This is a genomic window from Bacillus cereus group sp. MYBK245-2, from assembly GCF_051916145.1.
Classification (GTDB): domain Bacteria; phylum Bacillota; class Bacilli; order Bacillales; family Bacillaceae_G; genus Bacillus_A; species Bacillus_A pacificus.
Genome location: NZ_JBQAGB010000001.1, coordinates 80,528 through 98,296, shown reverse-complemented (window position 1 = coordinate 98,296; position 17,769 = coordinate 80,528). Strand labels below are relative to the sequence as shown.

The window sequence follows — 17,769 nt, the reverse complement described above, 5'->3', positions numbered from 1 at the left end:
TAAAATATATAATAAAGTAAAATGAGGCTTTTGGGAGGTATAATGGTATGTCAAAAAAAGTACATGAATTTAATGATATGATTCGAAAACTTCGAAAGGAACTTTTCGGAAAAGGGCCAGAACGAATTCATACTGTTTTTGCTGAAAATATGGCGATTGCGACTCTTTACGGAAACTTAACACCTACTGAGAAATTCATTTCAAGTACGATGGACGGTGCGGAAATGGTTCATATGGCTAGAACGAAAATGATTCAAGAAGTGTATGCTGCGAATTCCCGTGAACATTTGGAGGAACTTGTTGGAGCGAAATTAGTGAATTTGTTTTCAGATATGAAAGTAGAAGAAGATATTGCAGTTTCGGTATTTGTTTTTGATAAAAATATAACGTGAGAGAAGGATACTGATCGTGAAACCGATACAGGTAGAAAGAGAAATCTTTCGTTATGAACAAGGGGCGTTTAAGCATATAGAGGACAGCATTGTAACAGAGTTTCCAGTCACGATTAAAATGAACGGACAGGAGTTTGTTACAATGGTTAGTACTCCAGAATATATAGAAGATATGGTAATAGGCTTCCTAGCATCTGAAGGAATTATTCGGAAGTATGAAGATATTGATGACATATGGGTACAAGAGAAAGAAGGATTTGTACATGTCACGACGACAAAAGTAAATCCTTATTACGAACAAATGCAAAATAAACGCTATATTACTTCATGCTGTGGCATGAGTAGACAAGGGTTTGTTTTTGCAAATGATGCATTAAGCGCAAAGAAAATGAATGGCGTTCATGTACAGGTTGCTGCAGAAGACTGTTTTCGATTAATGAAAGAAATGCAGCAATCTGCAGAGACATTTCATCATACAGGCGGCGTTCATAATGCATCTTTGTGCAATGTGAATGGTATTATTTTAAGCCGAATGGATATCGGTAGACATAATGCGTTAGATAAAATTTACGGTTATTGCTTAAAAAATAATATTTCTATAAGAGATAAAATCATTGTTTTTAGTGGTCGTATTTCTTCGGAAATACTATTGAAGGTTGCAAAAATTGGTTGTGAAATTATACTGTCAAAATCAGCTCCAACTGAGTTGGCTTTACAGCTAGCTGAAGAATTAGGTATTACTACGATAGGGTTTATTCGGAATGAATCCTTAAATGTATATACGCATCCGGAGCGTGTTTTAAATATAAAATAAGTAAAAGCGAGGCAATAAATATGAAATCTGTCACATTAGACAAACTACAACGTCCGTTAAAGGATTTACGTATTTCAGTTACTGATCGCTGTAATTTTCGCTGTCGATATTGTATGCCAGAAGAAATATTTGGTCCGGATTACTCGTTTTTGTCTAATGATAAAATTTTATCTTTTGATGAAATTGAAAGGATAACGCGTATTTTCGTTTCTTTAGGTGTTAGAAAATTACGGATTACAGGCGGAGAACCGTTACTTCGAAGAGGTCTTCCGCAGCTTATCGAGCGCCTGAATAAAATAAATGGTGTGGAGGATATCGGTTTAACAACTAATGGATCGTTACTTAAAAAGTTTGCTCCTGATTTATATAAGGCGGGTTTATCACGTGTGACAGTTAGTTTAGATTCCTTAGAAGAAGAGCGGTTTTTCTATTTGAATGGTAATAGAAGCAAAGTACAAAGGGTTCTGGAAGGAATACAAGCTGCAGCTGAAGTCGGTATGAAAATTAAAATAAACATGGTCGTTCAAAAGGGGAAAAACGAACAGGATATCTTGCAGATGGCGCAATACTTTAAGGAAAATAAACATATTCTTCGTTTTATTGAGTATATGGACGTTGGAAATTATAACGGTTGGGATTTAAAAGAGGTTGTCTCTAAACAAGAAATAGTAGATACGATTCATCAAGTTATGCCATTAGAACGAATAGAAGCGAATTATGCAGGAGAGGTTGCGACTCGCTATCGTTATATTGGAAGTGATGAAGAAATAGGTATTATTTCATCAGTAACAGATTCCTTCTGCTCCTCATGTACGAGAGCCCGTATTTCTGCAGAAGGAAAGTTATACACTTGTTTGTTCGCTTCTAAAGGAAATGATTTGAGAGAATTGCTTCGATCTGAATACAATGATGAAGAAATAAAAGATATCGTAAGCGATATATGGAACAACCGAGAAGATCGTTATTCAGATGAACGCTTAAGTCATACAAGTAAAAAAAGAGCACCTAAAATTGAAATGTCACATATTGGTGGTTGATATATATAAGTGACACTATGATGCAGTATATACAAAATGGAAGATGTGCAACGTTTGTAGATTTTCTATTTTATAGTAAAAGTGATGATTGATCTCTCTGTAAAAGATGTGCAGAGAAATTAAGCAGCATTCAAAAACCTTTATTTTGAGGAGGTTTTTTGAAGCTGCTTTTTTATTTGGAGAAAATGGAGGAATTAGTAATGGCATTTCATAAACCGGAACAAATTGCTGAGCTTGTAATTGAGGCCGGTGTTCAAAAAGTAAGTCAGACCTTGCCAGCAATGCTTATTCTCGGTTTTTTAGGAGGAGCGTTTATTTCGCTAGGTTTTTTACTTAACATTCGCGTTTTAGGTAATTTGCCTGAGCGCTGGGGGAGTTTAGTGAATGTTTTAGGAGGAGCGGTTTTTCCTGTTGGACTCATGCTCGTCGTATTAGCAGGAGGAGAATTAATTACCGGAAATATGATGTCACTATCTATGGCGCTATATGCAAAGAAAATTACATTGGTTAGTGTGCTAAATAACTGGATTTGGATTACTTTCATGAATTTTGTAGGAGCTATTTTCGTAGCGTATTGTTTCGGTCATCTTGGCGGATTAACAGAGGGAGATTATTTAAATAAAACGGTAGCGATAGCAGAAGGAAAGTTACATGAATCATTTGGGAGAACTTTAATTTTAGCAATTGGGTGTAATTGGCTCGTTTGTTTGGCGCTTTGGCTCGCTTATGGGACGAGTGATTTTGTCGGAAAAATAATCGGAATTTGGATTCCAATTATGGCATTTGTAGTGATTGGATTTCAGCAAGTGGTAGCAAATATGTTTGTCATCTCAGCAGTTATTTTTGCAGGTCATTTGACATGGATGGATCTTGCTAAAAATTTTGTTCCTGTCTTTATCGGAAATGTAATTGGCGGAGCTGGTTTTGTTGGATTTGCGTACTTTGCTTGTTATCAAAAACAACATTCTAATATGAAATAGAGTTCGTGAGAGGAAGGGTATGTAATGGCTGAGCGGTATTCACGACAACATTTGTTTAAACCAATTGGGAGTAGAGGGCAAGAAAAAATTCGAAATAAACATGTGTTAATTGTAGGAGTAGGCGCATTAGGAAGTGCAAGTGCCGAAAGTTTCGTACGTGCAGGTATTGGCAAGTTGACGATTATAGATCGCGATTACGTTGAATGGAGTAATTTACAAAGGCAACAATTGTACTCTGAACAAGATGCAAGAGAGAAATTGCCAAAAGCAATCGCTGCTAAAAATCGGCTAGAAAAACTTAATGCGGAAGTACAAATACATGCTTTCGTAATGGATGCATGTGTAGAAAACTTGGAAGAGCTATTAGAAAATGTCGATGTAATCATTGATGCAACAGATAATTTCGATATCCGATTTATAATAAATGACTTATCACAAAAACATAATATCCCGTGGGTATATGGTTCTTGCGTTGGCTCGTACGGTATGAGTTGTACAATTATTCCACAAGAGACACCGTGTTTACATTGTGTGCTGAAGAACGTTCCAGTTACAGGTGTGACGTGTGATACAGCTGGAATTATTAGCCCGACTGTACAAATCGTCGCAGCATATCAAGTGGCGGAAGCACTCAAAATTTTAGTAGAAGATTTTGCAGCAATTAGAAAAACATTTTTCATGTTTGATATATGGAGTAATCAAAACCATTTTATAAAACTAGGGAAAATAAAAACAGATGCTTGTCTCTCATGTGGTTTGAATCGAACTTATCCTTATTTATCATATGAAAACCAAACGAAGGTAGCTGCTTTATGCGGAAGAAATACAGTTCAAATTAGATCAGTAGACAATAGAAAATACAATTTTGATGATATAGAAAAAGTATTAAAAAAAGTGGGGGAAGTAAATCGGAATCCGTATTTACTATCTTGCCAATTAGATGAGTACCGCATCGTTGTTTTTCAGGATGGTCGTGTTTTTATTCATGGCACAAATGATATTTCGAAAGCGAAACAACTATATTATCGCGTATTTGGCTAATAGAAAGGGTTGTCAACAATGGAAAGAAGAGTACCAATCACAGTTGAAGAGGCTGTTCGTAAAGTGATGGGATTTGCTCATAACGGCTTAAAGGAGCTACTACCTATTGAATTAGCTTATGGACGTATATTAGCAGAGGATTTAGTAGCTGACCATGATGTGCCGTCATTTAATCGTTCACCGTATGACGGGTTTGCTATTAGAGCAAAAGATACGGATTTAGCAAGTTATGAAACTCCAATTGTATTTGAAGTAGTGGGTGAAATCGGTGCAGGATCGCTATTCGATGAGAAAGTAGGTCCATTTCAAGCAGTTCGAATTATGACAGGAGCGCAAATTCCGAATGGGTGTGATGCGGTTGTTATGTTAGAGCTAACTCGTCAATATGAGGAGGATGGCAACAAATATATGGAAGTGAAGCGATCATTCAAAACGGGCGACAATATTTCTTTTCAAGGTGAAGATGCTCGTAGAGGCACGGTTCTTGCAAAGAAAGGGTCATACATTCATCCAGGTATTTCAGCTCTTCTTGCTACGTTTGGGTATAGCGAGGTACCGGTGGCTAGAAAGCCTGTAATTGGACTATTAGCGACTGGAAGTGAATTACTGGACGTAAACGATTCATTACAGCCAGGGAAAATCCGAAACAGTAATACGTATATGATATTGTCTCAAATTCGAAGAGCGGGCGGAAGAGTAAAATATTTTGGGAAGTTTAGCGATGATTTTCATACATGTTTCAAAGCTGTAAAAGAAGCGCTTGGCCAAGTAGATATGCTCATTACAACAGGCGGTGTATCAGTAGGGGATTACGATTATTTACCAGCTATATATGAAGAGTTAGGTGCATCTGTTCTTTTCAATAAAGTTGCAATGAGGCCAGGAAGTGTTACGACTGTAGCACAATTAAATGGCAAGTTATTATTTGGTTTATCAGGAAATCCATCTGCTTGTTACGTAGGGTTTGAATTATTTGTAAGACCTTGTATTCGGACGTATATGTTTAGTGAAAAAGCACATGTAAAGAGAGAAAAAGCGTTATTAGGAGAAGACTTTCTAAAGCCAAATCCATTTACAAGATTTGTACGAGCGAAACTGACATATAACGAAGGTCAGTTAATTGCTTGTCCTTCAGGATTTGATAAATCTAGCTCGGTCTCTTCATTAGCAGAATCGAATGTTTTTATCGTATTACCAGGTGGGACAAGAGGATATAAAAAAGATATGTTTGTGGATGTTCTTTTATTGGAAGATAACGAAGGTAGTGAATGGCCTTGGACATTTCGCAAAGTGAGAGGTGGTTCCAATGGGACAAGTGCTATTTGAGATTGTTGATATACCGATTGTAGTTGAAGAAGTAACGAATAAAGTTGCAAGAAGAGAGGCAGGTGCGATTACAACTTTTATTGGTACAGTGAGAGAATTAACAAAAGGAAAACGAACGCTACATTTAGAGTATGAAGCATATAAACCGATGGCAGTAAAGCAACTTATGAGAATTGGTGAAGAAATTAGTGAAAGATGGCCGGATGCAAAAGTAGCAATTACTCACCGAGTAGGCCGGCTAGAAATAATGGATATTGCGGTAGTCATTGCAGTTTCATCACCGCAGCGCAAAGTAGCTTATGAAGCGAATGAATACGCAATTGAACGTATAAAGCGAATCGTCCCAATATGGAAAAAAGAATTTTGGGAAGATGGGACGATGTGGATTGGCGATCAACTTGAAAATACACCATATCCAGCAGGAAAACCGAAGAAGGAAGAATGAGAAAATGATTACAATTTTACTGTTTGCAAATTTGCGTGAGGAAGTCGGATTAGATCGATTCGTAATTTCAGAAAAAGAAGAAATGACAGTGCAGCAATTAAAAGAATGGCTCAAAGCAAACTATAGTTTACAATCGCTTGATAAAGTGATGGTGGCTGTTAATGAAGAGTTTGTAACGAATGACGAGATGATACAAGCTGGAGATATCGTCGCATTTATCCCGCCTGTTAGTGGTGGATAATAAGTGTTTCTCGCAACGACAAGAAGATGTTGTATATAAAGTGAAACTTTAATCAGTGGGGGGGTTCTTCATCCCCCACTGATTATTAGTTAAAGTCGGATAAATTAGAATACGAGAAGGGATGAGTTTTATGATTACTCAAGAACAAATAATGAATGCGTTAAAACATGTAGAGGATCCAGAATTACACAAAAGTATTGTAGAGTTAAACATGGTTAGAAATATACAAATGAATGGAACAGAGGTTAAACTTGAAGTAGTGCTAACGATTCAAGGTTGTCCGTTAAAAGCAAAAATTCAACAAGATGTGGAAGAGTCTCTGCATGCAATAGGTGCATCTAAAGTAGATTTGACGTTTGGTTCTATGACACAAGAAGAACGAGCTGCGCTAACAGAAAAGTTAAAGAAAAATAGTAGAACAGAAACTGGTATGCCGAGCATGCTTCGTCCTGATTCAGGAGTACGATTTATTACTGTAACGAGCGGAAAAGGTGGAGTCGGAAAATCAACTGTAACAATTAATCTTGCAACAGCTTTAGCTCGTATGGGCAAAAAAGTGGGGATATTAGATGCAGATATATATGGTTTTAGCATTCCAGCTATGATGGAAACGAATCAAAAACCAACGATGATTGATCAAACAGCAATTCCAGTTATTAGTCACGGTGTTAAAATCATGTCGATGGGATTTTTTACAGAAGGAAATAATCCGGTTATGTGGCGCGGACCGATGTTAAATAAATGGATTCAAAATTTCCTTGCGAATACGCACTGGGGAGAATTAGATTATTTACTTCTTGATTTACCACCTGGTACAGGAGATGTTGCTATTGATGTTGCAGCAATGATTCCGCAGGCGAAAGAAATTATTATTACAACACCACATAATGTAGCTTCATTCGTAGCATCTAGAGTAGGCGTAATGGCAAAACATACGAAACACGAGATTTTAGGTATTGTGGAAAACATGGCTTATTATGAAGAACAAGATGGATCGAAAAATTATCTGTTTGGAAAAGGCGGAGGCGAAATGTTAGCAGAACAATTGCAAACAGAAGTAATCGCACAAGTACCTTTTGCAAAACGTGAAGAAAATAGCGGTTCATCTGTATATGATGAAGATTCTCTTGTTGGAGAAGTGTTTACATCGTTAGCAGAAGATATTATTTATAAAGGATAGAGGAGGAATTTTTTATGGCGTGTAATATCGATCATTCTATTGAAGATGTAATGAATAAACTTGAAAGTCAAAAGATTTTTTTATCTGAAGATATTTTTAAAGGGTTAAAAAAATTTTTGCAAGGTAATCACTCACAAGAAATGTTAAATGATGTATTTCACCTTTTAAAAAAGTATGACTTAGTAAGTGAAGAAGAAAGAGAGGCGAGAAATACTCAATTATTGCTGATTATAAAATAAATACACTTTGGCTTTTGTTTTGCAACAGGAGGGGTAAATGTAATGGATATGAAAAAGATGATTGAAATGATAGAAGCAACAAAAGTGACTAAAGAAGAATTATCGATTTCTACTTTACATCAAGAGCTTGTGAAGTTATATAGTGAAAAAAATGTTGCTCATTATACGGAGCTATTAAAGTATATTTTATCATTATCCGTGCAGCTAAACCTACATCTTGTATTGAAATATTTTGGCGTGCGACCGATTATTGCTGTAGACGAGCGTATGCAATTTCAAGAGATATTTAAATGTTTAGCTAAGAAAGATGATAATGAGGAATGGTTTCTAAATTTCGTTTCTTTATATGTGGGGCTAATCGTAGTTCTTCATTTTGATGAAAAAGAGATTGAGAGAAGTTTTTTCGATGCTATGGTAGTGGGTGAAGGGAATGAAATATAAGATCTTGCCCATAACATCTTTCTGTTTAATTGGCTATGTAAATATGAAGGTAACTAATCAATAAAAAGCGTTCTTCAGTTGTTTCCATCATTTTTTCATGTTACCATTAAGCGAATTTTTCATAGGGAGAGAAAGCGATGAAATGGATTTATTTTATTATTATTAACGTTATAGCTTTTAGCCTTATGGGGCTTGATAAACGAAAAGCGAAGAAGAAACAGTGGAGAACGCCAGAAAGTACGTTGTTTTTATCAGCAGCAGCTGGGGGAGCAGTTGGAGCTTGGATTGGTATGTATATGTTTCATCATAAAACTCATAAAAAGAAATTTGTTTTCGGCATACCGTTACTTGTTGTAATAACGGTATGTTTATTATTCGTTGTATGAGAAATGTCGAAAGAAATGCAGATTGATTATTGGTAAAGTGAGCACGTGGGAACGTATAATGGAGAAAAAATGAGAAGAGGAGAAAAAGGAAGATGGGGAGTCAATCAGCAGAGCAAAAAAAAGGGATTATATATGCGGCTGGTGCGTATACGATGTGGGGAATACTACCAATCTATTGGAAATGGGTTGAGGAAGTCCCAGCAGATGAAATATTAGCACACCGCATCGTTTGGGCGTTCGTGTTTATGTTAATCATATTAGGTGTTACGAAGAGATTTCGTCAGTTTATTGGAGAGTTCATGAATCTTTTTAAACGACCTAAATTATTAATGTCATTAACAATAGCTTCAGTCTTGATTAGCGGAAACTGGTTTGTCTACATATGGGCCGTTAATCATAATCATGTCATTGAAGCAAGTCTTGGCTATTATATTAATCCGCTTATTAGTATTTTACTTGGTACAGTCGTTTTAAAGGAAAAGTTAAACTTTTGGCAATACGTTGCAGTTGGTTTAGCTGGAGTAGGAGTTATCATTTTAACAGTACGTTTCGGGGCTATTCCATGGGTTTCTTTATCACTTGCCCTTTCATTTGGATTATATGGATTAACAAAAAAATTGTTAAACTATGATGCGACAATTGGACTTACGATGGAAACGATGTTAGTGACACCGTTTGCGATTATTTATCTAGTAATGACAGGAGTACATGGTTTCGGCTCATTTGGCTCTATCTCAATGTTATCGACATTACTATTAATAGGAGCGGGCATTGTTACAGCATTGCCACTTTTTTATTTTGCAAAAGGAGCCCAACTTATTCCACTTTATATGGTAGGTTTTTTACAATATATTGCGCCAACAATTAGTTTAATTTTAGGTGTATTCGTATTTGGTGAACATTTCACATCTACTCATATGATTGCATTTTTCTGTATATGGGTTGCATTAGTTGTATTCTCGGTAGCGAAAACAAAGTTCTTAGTGCAGAAACAACCGAAATTTATAAAAAATAAATCAGCAAAAGTATCGTAATGCGTAGTATTTTCTACGCATTTTTCTTTATACTGATACTATAGGATTTCCATTATAGCTAGTAGGGAGCTGAGAACGTGGAAACAATTTTACATAACGATCCACTTATGGCCGCTGTAATTTCATGGTTTTTAGCACAATTAACGAAAGTAGTCTTTAAATTATTCAAAACGGGTGAATTTGATTTTGCAAAGTTTTTCGCTTCAGGTGGGATGCCAAGTTCTCATGCTTCAACTGTTACAGCACTGGCGACAGGTGTTGGCGTTGTGGAAGGTGTGGAAAGTACTTTATTTGCAATTGCTGCTATTTTTGCCATTATAGTTATGTATGACGCTTCAGGAGTAAGGCTGGCAGTAAGTAAACAGGCGAAAATATTGAATGAGTTTTTTCACGGTAGACAAACAGAATATAAGAAGTTAAATGAGCTTGTCGGGCATACGCCGTATGAAGTAGTAGTTGGTGCTTTATTAGGGATTATTGTCGGAGTAGGATATTGTTTATGAGCAGAGCATCTTATATGTTCTGCTTTTCTTTGTATTCATACATATTCAGCTACCTTCTTGAATATCGTTATACGGATTTCGAAAGGGTGGGTGAGTAACTTGTTATTATATGAAAAAGCGCATGAAGAAATAGCGAGAAGAGCAAATGCACTTCAAACGATGCAACGGCAAGATGGTACGTGGCGATTTTGTTTTGAAGGAGCTCCATTAACAGATTGCCATATGATTTTTTTATTAAAATTATTAGGTAGAGATAAAGAGATAGAACCGTTTGTAAAAAGGTTAGCATCACTTCAAACAAATGAAGGAACGTGGAAATTGTATGAAGATGAAGTGGGAGGTAATTTATCAGCTACCATTCAATCTTATGCGGCCTTGCTAGCATCGAAAAAATATACAAAAGAAGATGCGAATATGAAGCGAGCGGAAAATTTTATTAAGGAACGCGGAGGCGTGGCGCGTGCTCATTTTATGACGAAGTTTTTATTAGCAATTCATGGAGAATATGAATATCCTTCACTCTTTCATTTACCAACACCAATCATGTTTCTACAGAATGATTCCCCCCTCAGTATATTTGAATTGAGTAGCTCAGCACGTATCCATTTAATTCCGATGATGGTGTGTTTAAATAAAAGATTTCGAGTAGGGAAAAAGTTATTGCCAAATTTAAATCACATTGCGGGCGAGGGCGGACAATGGTTTCGGGAGGATCGGTCTCTGTTGTTTCAAACGTTATTAAGTGATGTAAAACAAATTATCTCGTACCCACTTTCGTTACATCATAAAGGATATGAGGAAGTCGAACGTTTTATGAAAGAGCGTATTGATGAAAATGGAACGTTATATAGTTACGCAACTGCCTCGTTTTATATGATTTATGCTTTACTTGCGTTAGGGCATTCTCTTCAATCATCACTGATTCAAAAGGCTATAGCTGGGATAACATCTTATATATGGAAGATGGAAAGAGGGAGTCACTTGCAAAACTCTCCTTCGACCGTATGGGATACAGCTTTACTCAGCTATGCGTTACAAGAGGCCCACGTTCCGAAAGATCACAAGATGATTCAACAGACAATAACATATTTATTAAAAAAACAGCATACAAAAAAAGCTGATTGGAGCGTACATGCTCCCGCACTTACTCCAGGTGGTTGGGGTTTTTCGGATGTAAATACGACAATTCCAGATGTCGATGATACAACAGTTGTGCTAAGAGCGTTGGCAAGGAGTAGAGGAAACGAAAATATAGATAATGCTTGGAAGAAAGGGGTCAATTGGATTAAAGGATTACAAAATAATGATGGTGGCTGGGGAGCGTTCGAAAAAGGTGTGACGAGCAAATTATTAGCGAATTTACCAATCGAAAATGCAAGTGATATGATTACGGATCCTTCCACACCAGATATTACAGGAAGAGTGTTAGAGCTTTTCGGGACATATACGCAAAATGAATTACCTAAGAAACAAAAACAAAGTGCGATAAATTGGTTAATGAATGTACAAGAGAGAAATGGATCCTGGTATGGGAAATGGGGGATTTGTTATATATATGGTACGTGGGCTGTTATGACTGGTTTACGGTCACTCGGAATTCCATCTAACAATCCATCATTAAAACGAGCAGCTTTATGGCTTGAACATATACAGCATGAAGATGGTGGATGGGGAGAATCATGCCAAAGTAGTGTGGAGAAAAGATTCGTTACTTTACCATTTAGTACACCATCTCAAACAGCATGGGCGTTAGATGCTCTCATTTCTTACTATGATAAAGAAACACCAACTATTCGAAAAGGCGTTTCATATTTGCTTGCGAATCCTTATGTGAATGAAAAATATCCTACTGGAACAGGTTTACCTGGTGGGTTTTATATTCGTTATCATAGCTATGCCCAAATTTATCCGCTACTTACTTTGGCACATTATACAAAAAAATATCAAAAATAAACCGAGAGATGTTTCTCGGTTTATTTTGTTGGGTAGTAGGTCCCTGTTGAAAAGAATAAGGTTGTGCTTTCCTTATTTTTCTGTTGACTGGCGTTTTTGACGTGCATCAGCGGCATTTGCACGTGCGTTTGCTTCTAAGTCATTGTGGTCAGCAAGTTCACGAGAGAACTCTACATCAATGCCATCAGTAGCTTTGTTTTGTTTGAAATTTTTTTTGTTCATTCGACACAATCTCCTTACACTTTATGCGGCGTTGCAAAGTTAGTTTGACACAAATAGACTTTTTTATACAAAGAGGAATTGGAAAGTAAAAAGCCGAAATATACAGTATAAGTAATAGAAATGGGGGATAGGGATGAAGTTTTTAAATGGGAAAACAGCTGTTGTAACAGGAGCTGCACAGGGAATTGGAAAAGAGATTGCAAAGGTTTATGCAAAACTAGGGGCGAAAGTATTAATTAGTGATGTAAATGAAGAGAAGCTACAAAAAACGACACGTGAGTTATCGGATGAAGGATATGAAGTGAGCTTATATCGATGTGATGTGAGTAATCAAAATGAAGCAAAGTCGTTAATTGAATATGCGGTTCAAAAATTCGGAACATTACATATTTTAGTGAATAACGCTGGAATTACAAGAGATGCAATGTTACATAAAATGGAGAAGTCTGCTTGGGAACAAGTATTACAAGTGAACTTAACTGGAGTTTTTTATTGTATGCAACCAGCGCTGCTTTACATGAGACAACAAGGGTATGGACGTATTATTAATATATCTTCAATTAGTAGAGAAGGAAACATAGGTCAAGCAAACTATGCAGCTACGAAGGCAGGCGTTGTAGGTTTAACGAAAACGGCAGCGAAAGAAGTTGGAAATTTCGGTATTACGTGTAATGCGATTTGCCCAGGATTTATGGATACAGATATGACAAAAACGATACCAGATAAAGTGAAAGAAAAGATGGTCGGCGCGATTCCGGTTGGTAGAATTGGAACGCCAGAAGATATTGCGAACGCAGCTGCCTTCTTAGCATCAGAATACGCATCCTATATTACAGGAGAAGTATTAAATGTGAGCGGGGGACTGCAAGTTTAAAGACATACATAATGAAAAGAACCTGACCGGATAGGTCAGGTTCTTTCTCTTTAATTTAAGTTAAGCCAAACGCTCTTCACTTCTGTATAGTTATTTAATGCATAAGATCCCATTTCACGACCAAGACCGGATTGTTTAAATCCTCCAAATGGAGATGCTGCATCAAAGACGTTATAACAGTTTACCCATACTGTACCAGCGCGTACTTTACTTGCAACGTAGTGTGCTGTTTTAACATTTTCTGTCCACACACCAGCTGCTAAGCCAAATTGTGATTTATTTGCACGTTCAATTACTTCATCAATATCGTTAAACGGTATAGCAGAAATAACTGGACCGAAAATTTCTTCTTTTGCAATCGTCATTTCATCATTTACGTCAGCGAATACTGTAGGAGAAACGAAGTAGCCTTGATCAAATGGATTACTTCCTCCGCAAAGTACTTCAGCACCTTCTTCAATCCCTTTTTCGATGTAGCCCATTACACGTTTTTGTTGTTCTTCGGAAACGAGAGGACCGATTGTAGTTTCTGGACTTAAGCCAGCACCTTGATTTAATTTTTTAGAGTAAAGGACAAGGTCAGCCATGACATTATCATACATTTTCTTCGGAACAAATAAACGTGATCCAGCAGAGCATACTTGTCCTTGGTTAAACATAACACCAGAAAGTGCGCCAGGAATCGCGCGAGATAAATCAGCATCTGGCAAGATGATATTTGGTGATTTACCGCCTAACTCAAGTGTAACGCGCTTTAATGTTTCAGATGCTTGGCGCATAATTTGCTTACCGACTGGAGTAGAACCAGTAAATGCAATTTTATCAACGAGTGGATGATTAACAAGAGCTTGTCCAGCTGATTCACCGAATCCAGGAACGATATTAATAACACCTTTCGGGAATCCAGCTTCTTCAATTAATTCAGCTAAGTATAAGGCAGATAGTGGAGTTTGTTCTGCAGGTTTTAAAACGATTGTACATCCTGTAGCAAGCGCTGCTCCCATTTTCCACATTGCCATAAGAAGCGGGAAGTTCCAAGGGATAATTTGACCAACGACACCAACAGGTTCATGACGTGTATAGTTAAAGTAATCACCGGAAACAGGGATTGTTTGACCAACGATTTTCGTCGCCCAGCCGGCATAATAGCGCATATGTTCAATTGCGAGTGGTATGTCTGCTGCCATTGTTTCACGGATTGGCTTTCCGTTATCTAGCGTTTCAAGCTGTGCAAGCTCTTCTTTATGTTCTTCCATTAAATCAGCTAACTTGTACATAAGCCGGCTTCGCTCAGCAGTGCTCATGCGAGACCAAGGACCTTCGTCAAAAGCCATGCGAGCTGCAACGACAGCTTTATGAATATCTTCGCGACCAGCTTCAGAAACGACGGCAAGTGTTTCGCCAGTTGCTGGGTTAGGTGTGTTAAATGTTTTGCCGGAAGCGCTTTCAATAAAGGATCCATTCACATATAACTTTTTTGTACCTTGAAGAAACTTTTCTACCTTTTCATGAAGATTTACAGCTAGTTGACTCATTGTATAACCCCCTTGAAAATATAATGTAAACGCAGTACGAGACGGCGTTTATTCCGAAATCAAGGATGTGGAAACTAGATGGAAAGCCTCTAATTAAAATCATAATTAACAAATACTGAAAATTCAAATTTCATTTGTGTTACAATTGTAAAAAATATGTAATGTAAGAAAGTCTTCTATATGATTATAAAAAATCCTGCTTGTTTTTGCTTTCTAGTAGGAAAAACTAGAAGAACAATGGTACAATAATACATCGTGAGAGGAGGGAGAAAAATGAAGAATTATCATGATGATCCACGCTTTCGAATCGCCCATAGAGAAGCGTTAATTGGTCTTGGACTTGCTATTATCAATTTTATAATATGGTACGGATTTGCTTATGGGCTTGGTAGTAAAAATCCAAGTGAATATACATATGTATTTGGTTTTCCAGCATGGTTTTTTTATAGCTGTATCGTTGGTTTTATCGTTATGGTTATTTTACTTAGTTTAGTTGTTCGTTTTGTATTTCAAGATATTTCACTCGATGAGGAAGAAAAAAGTGAGGAATAATAGATGAATTGGTATGTAATCATTCCAATGATAATTTCGTTTATCGTTGTATTTTTAATTGGTGTATATGCTTCAAGACGTGTACAAGCGACTGCCCATAATAAGTTTTTGCAAGAATATTTTTTAGGTGGGCGTGAGCTCGGTGGTTTATTATTAGCAATGACAATGATTGCTACGTACGGTAGTGCTAGTAGCTTTATTGGTGGCCCTGGTATAGCATACAATATGGGGCTTGGATGGGTATTGTTATCTGCGATTCAAGTTGTAACAGGGTATATCGTTTTAACAGTTATCGGTAAAAAGTTTGCCATTATTGCTAGGAAGATGGAAGCTATTACTCTTATCGATTATTTAAAGGGAAGATACAATAATAAAGCAGTTGTCATACTTTCTGCGTTATGTATTATTATCTTTTTATTTTCAGCAACAGTAGCTCAGTGGGTCGGCGGTGGCCGATTAATTGAGTCGCTAACGGGTCTTTCTTATACAACAGCACTATTTTTATTTACTTTTTCTGTACTTGTGTACGTATTAATTGGTGGATTTCGTGCAGTTGCTTTATCAGATACGTTATTAGGTATCATTATGTTAGTTGGGACGACAATCATTTTAATCGCTACTGTCGTTGCCGGTGGTGGAATTGAAAAGATTATGCAGGAACTTGTTCAAATCAATCCGAATTTAATTACACCATTCGGAGCGGATGGAAGCTTAACGAAATCATATGTGACATCATTTTGGATTTTAATTGGAATTGGCGTTGTTGGTTTACCGCAAATTAGTGTGCGTGCCATGTCTTATAAAAATTCAAAAGCGATGCATCAAGCGTTAATAATTGGGACGATTGTTGTGGGTACCATTATGATTGGTATGCATTTAACGGGTGTGTTCGCACGAGTCGTACTTCCAGGTATAACAGTACCAGATAAAGTAATGCCGCTACTCGCGATGGAAGTGTTGCCACCGTGGCTAGCTGGGGTTTTCTTAGCTGCACCAATGGCAGCCATTATGTCTACAGTAAACTCGTTATTGCTACTTGTAAGTTCATCAATCATTAAAGATATATACGTGAATTACATAAATAAAGATGCGACAGATAGTACGATTAGAAAAGGAAGTTTATGGATTACTGCTATCGTAGGGCTGCTCGTTTATGCAGCAGCAATTAAACCACCAGATTTTTTAATATGGTTAAATTTATTTTCTTTCGGTGGATTAGAAGCAGCATTCATTTGGCCGATCGTATTAGGGTTATATTGGAGAAAAGGAAATGCAACAGGAGCGCTTGCGTCTATTGTAGTTGGAGTAGGGTCATATATGTGTATCCATCTTTTCTACCCAAATCCGTTCGGTATACATACGGTTGTCTTCCCGATTTGCTTAGCGTTTATCGCTTACATCATTGGAAGTATGAGTGCTGTGAAAAAAACAGCATAGGTTATATGAAAAACGTAGTCCTTATAGGACTGCGTTTTTTCGTATGAATTTGTTCTTTTTTATTCTGTATATCAATGACTATTCATAAATTAATAACAATTGAGGGGGATGGAGTTGAGGTCGATGAAAAAAGTATTATTTTTAGGAGACCCGGGAATTGATGACTCTTTAGCAATTATGTATGGATTGTTGCATCCTGATATTGATATTGTCGGCGTAGTAACGGGATATGGAAATGTAACGCAAGAAAAGGCGACGAGTAATGCAGCATATTTATTACAGTTAGCAGGAAGGGAAGATATACCGGTTATTAATGGTGCGAAGATTCCTTTATCAGGAGATATTACAACATACTATCCGGAAATTCACGGGGCAGAAGGTTTAGGACCAATTCGTCCTCCGAAAAATCTTTCTCCAAATATAAAGCCTTTTTGTGTGTTTTTTGATATTCTTGAAAAATATAAAGGAGAATTAATTATAGTTGATGCTGGCAGGTCAACGACACTTGCGACAGCGTTTATTTTAGAAAAGCCGATGATGAAGTTTGTGAAAGAATATTATATAATGGGCGGTGCTTTTTTAATGCCTGGAAATGTGACACCAGTCGCAGAGGCAAATTTTCATGGTGATCCCATTGCGTCACAATTAGTTATGCAAAATGCTAAGAATGTGACATTAGTGCCACTTAACGTTACATCTGAAGCTATTATTACGCCGGAAATGGTAAAATATATTACAAAACACTCTAAAACGAGTTTCAATAAGTTGATCGAGCCGATATTTACGTATTATTATAAAGCATATAAAAAGTTAAACCCGAAAATAACAGGTAGTCCAGTACATGACGTCGTTACAATGATGGTTGCGGCAAATCCGTCCCTTTTGGATTATGTATATCGCCGAGTCGATGTAGATACAGTTGGAATTGCAAAAGGAGAGAGTATTGCTGATTTCCGGCCTCAACCTGACTCAAAAGCATTAAAGAATTGGGTGCGAATTGGTTGGTCGTTACATTATAAAAAATTCCTCGAAGATTTCGTTAAAATTATGACGTAGACATAATGGGAGAATACAAGTTAAAATAATGGAGATGATTACTAAAATAATCATCTCCATTATTTTGTTTGTAAGAGATAG

General features: G+C 36.9%; 21 protein-coding genes. 19 read left to right on the top strand and 2 right to left on the bottom strand.

Annotated elements, in window-relative coordinates:
* The first annotated feature begins 47 nt into the window (after nt 1–47).
* The 15 genes from ACTFRN_RS00505 to shc all read left to right on the top strand — a co-directional run bounded on the left by ACTFRN_RS00505 (nt 48) and on the right by shc (nt 12,012).
* Nucleotides 48–392: a DUF2294 domain-containing protein gene (locus tag ACTFRN_RS00505; protein ID WP_000039582.1), complete on the top strand. Its 345-nt coding sequence runs from the start codon at nt 48–50 to the stop codon at nt 390–392.
* A gap of 16 nt (nt 393–408) precedes the next feature.
* A complete protein-coding gene (gene fdhD / locus ACTFRN_RS00500; RefSeq protein WP_000802679.1) occupies nt 409–1,206 on the top strand; it encodes a formate dehydrogenase accessory sulfurtransferase FdhD in 798 nt (265 codons plus the stop codon).
* 20 nt (nt 1,207–1,226) lie between these two features.
* Entirely contained in the window at nt 1,227–2,243 is a 1,017-nt protein-coding gene (gene moaA, locus ACTFRN_RS00495) for a GTP 3',8-cyclase MoaA (protein ID WP_000844150.1), read from the top strand.
* A 200-nt stretch (nt 2,244–2,443) separates the two neighbouring features.
* The gene (locus tag ACTFRN_RS00490) at nt 2,444–3,223 is read left to right on the top strand and encodes a formate/nitrite transporter family protein (RefSeq protein WP_000864003.1); all 780 of its coding nucleotides are present in this window, start codon (nt 2,444–2,446) and stop codon (nt 3,221–3,223) included.
* A gap of 24 nt (nt 3,224–3,247) precedes the next feature.
* A complete protein-coding gene (locus tag ACTFRN_RS00485) occupies nt 3,248–4,264 on the top strand; it encodes a molybdopterin-synthase adenylyltransferase MoeB (protein WP_000840939.1) in 1,017 nt (338 codons plus the stop codon).
* A gap of 18 nt (nt 4,265–4,282) precedes the next feature.
* On the top strand, nt 4,283–5,590 hold the full coding sequence (moeA, locus tag ACTFRN_RS00480; protein WP_088106466.1) for a molybdopterin molybdotransferase MoeA: 1,308 nt from the start codon (nt 4,283–4,285) through the stop codon (nt 5,588–5,590).
* Nucleotides 5,571–6,035, top strand: a complete 465-nt coding sequence (gene moaE, locus ACTFRN_RS00475) for a molybdopterin synthase catalytic subunit MoaE (protein WP_074567565.1) — start codon at nt 5,571–5,573, stop codon at nt 6,033–6,035. Before moeA ends, moaE begins: the two co-directional genes overlap by 20 nt.
* A gap of 4 nt (nt 6,036–6,039) precedes the next feature.
* Nucleotides 6,040–6,276, top strand: coding sequence for a molybdopterin converting factor subunit 1 (gene moaD, locus ACTFRN_RS00470; RefSeq protein ID WP_000628474.1), 237 nt, complete (start codon nt 6,040–6,042; stop codon nt 6,274–6,276).
* Between the two features lie 130 nt (nt 6,277–6,406).
* Nucleotides 6,407–7,456, top strand: a complete 1,050-nt coding sequence (locus tag ACTFRN_RS00465; RefSeq protein ID WP_074567564.1) for a P-loop NTPase — start codon at nt 6,407–6,409, stop codon at nt 7,454–7,456.
* 14 nt (nt 7,457–7,470) lie between these two features.
* A complete protein-coding gene (locus tag ACTFRN_RS00460) occupies nt 7,471–7,695 on the top strand; it encodes a hypothetical protein (RefSeq protein ID WP_000752372.1) in 225 nt (74 codons plus the stop codon).
* 42 nt (nt 7,696–7,737) lie between these two features.
* A complete protein-coding gene (locus tag ACTFRN_RS00455; RefSeq protein ID WP_000367286.1) occupies nt 7,738–8,136 on the top strand; it encodes a hypothetical protein in 399 nt (132 codons plus the stop codon).
* A gap of 137 nt (nt 8,137–8,273) precedes the next feature.
* Complete coding sequence (locus ACTFRN_RS00450; RefSeq protein WP_000871327.1) at nt 8,274–8,522, top strand: DUF1294 domain-containing protein; 249 nt, start codon at nt 8,274–8,276, stop codon at nt 8,520–8,522.
* 92 nt (nt 8,523–8,614) lie between these two features.
* Nucleotides 8,615–9,556 carry an EamA family transporter RarD gene (gene rarD / locus ACTFRN_RS00445; protein WP_074567563.1) on the top strand — a complete coding sequence of 314 codons (942 nt, stop codon included), beginning with the start codon at nt 8,615–8,617 and terminating at the stop codon, nt 9,554–9,556.
* Between the two features lie 77 nt (nt 9,557–9,633).
* The gene (locus ACTFRN_RS00440) at nt 9,634–10,059 is read left to right on the top strand and encodes a divergent PAP2 family protein (protein ID WP_000447815.1); all 426 of its coding nucleotides are present in this window, start codon (nt 9,634–9,636) and stop codon (nt 10,057–10,059) included.
* Nucleotides 10,060–10,158: 99 nt separating this feature from the next.
* A complete protein-coding gene (gene shc / locus ACTFRN_RS00435; protein ID WP_074567562.1) occupies nt 10,159–12,012 on the top strand; it encodes a squalene--hopene cyclase in 1,854 nt (617 codons plus the stop codon).
* Nucleotides 12,013–12,084: 72 nt separating this feature from the next.
* Here the strand turns inward: shc and ACTFRN_RS00430 are convergent, their stop codons facing one another.
* Nucleotides 12,085–12,234, bottom strand: a complete 150-nt coding sequence (locus ACTFRN_RS00430) for a YfhD family protein (protein WP_001035808.1) — start codon at nt 12,232–12,234, stop codon at nt 12,085–12,087.
* Between the two features lie 133 nt (nt 12,235–12,367).
* On the opposite strand from ACTFRN_RS00430, the gene fabG reads away from it, so the two are divergent.
* Entirely contained in the window at nt 12,368–13,108 is a 741-nt protein-coding gene (fabG, locus tag ACTFRN_RS00425) for a 3-oxoacyl-ACP reductase FabG (protein WP_000670493.1), read from the top strand.
* A gap of 50 nt (nt 13,109–13,158) precedes the next feature.
* Here fabG and dhaS read toward each other — a convergent pair whose 3' ends face one another.
* Nucleotides 13,159–14,643 (bottom strand): aldehyde dehydrogenase DhaS, encoded by a 1,485-nt coding sequence (gene dhaS, locus ACTFRN_RS00420; protein ID WP_049111859.1) that lies wholly within the window; start codon nt 14,641–14,643, stop codon nt 13,159–13,161.
* A 273-nt stretch (nt 14,644–14,916) separates the two neighbouring features.
* Here dhaS and ACTFRN_RS00415 point away from each other — a divergent pair, with 273 nt between their 5' ends.
* The 3 genes from ACTFRN_RS00415 (at nt 14,917) to ACTFRN_RS00405 (ending at nt 17,688) form a co-directional block, all read left to right on the top strand.
* Nucleotides 14,917–15,195: a YhdT family protein gene (locus ACTFRN_RS00415; protein WP_000800722.1), complete on the top strand. Its 279-nt coding sequence runs from the start codon at nt 14,917–14,919 to the stop codon at nt 15,193–15,195.
* A gap of 3 nt (nt 15,196–15,198) precedes the next feature.
* A complete protein-coding gene (gene panF / locus ACTFRN_RS00410; protein WP_001104831.1) occupies nt 15,199–16,632 on the top strand; it encodes a sodium/pantothenate symporter in 1,434 nt (477 codons plus the stop codon).
* A gap of 114 nt (nt 16,633–16,746) precedes the next feature.
* Nucleotides 16,747–17,688, top strand: a complete 942-nt coding sequence (locus ACTFRN_RS00405) for a nucleoside hydrolase (protein ID WP_306470986.1) — start codon at nt 16,747–16,749, stop codon at nt 17,686–17,688.
* Nucleotides 17,689–17,769 lie beyond the last annotated feature (81 nt).